Here is a 534-nt window from a genome sequence, read left to right as displayed (position 1 = left end):
CACACTCATATTCCAAAAATATACAATACAAAAAAAAATTTCACAATCAAACTACCAAAAAAAAATAAACTAAAATTATTAAACCTACATACTTTACTTTTTTATATCAAACTAAAAACTAAAACTTCAAAATTCTTCTCAATCTAATTCACTAAAATTCCATCCAATAAAACAAAAAAATTATAAATCTCCAAAATAATAAATAAAAATTCCAAATATAATAAAATAACTCCCAAATAAAAAACAACCCCTTTAATAAATATTACAATAACTCTATTTACAATATTCCTATCTATTATTTTAAAAATTTATAATTCTTCTATTCTACTAAATAAAATTTCAATAAATTAAACTAAAAAAAATCTTAAAATTCTAACTTTTAACTCAATACAAAAAAATAAAATATACAAATCTAACAATTTTAACCTATTCTCCTTTAATAATTCAACCACAAAATTTTTTTCTACATTATATATTTCCAAAATATAAATATATAACTTATTAAAATTAACCCTATAAATAATACAAAAAATA

The 534-nt window shown here is 16.9% G+C and carries 1 protein-coding gene; it reads left to right on the top strand.

Going from position 1 to position 534, the window contains the following annotated elements:
• Nucleotides 1-255: 255 nt before the first annotated feature.
• Nucleotides 256-351, top strand: coding sequence for a photosystem II reaction center phosphoprotein PsbH (gene psbH, locus IE038_RS25770; protein ID WP_498053061.1), 96 nt, complete (start codon nt 256-258; stop codon nt 349-351).
• The last annotated feature ends 183 nt before the right edge of the window (nt 352-534 follow it).

The organism is Pseudomonas laurentiana (assembly GCF_014648275.1).
Lineage (GTDB): Bacteria > Pseudomonadota > Gammaproteobacteria > Pseudomonadales > Pseudomonadaceae > Aquipseudomonas > Aquipseudomonas laurentiana.
Note: the sequence above shows the minus strand (reverse complement) of the source record. Positions and strands in the feature narration are given on the sequence as shown.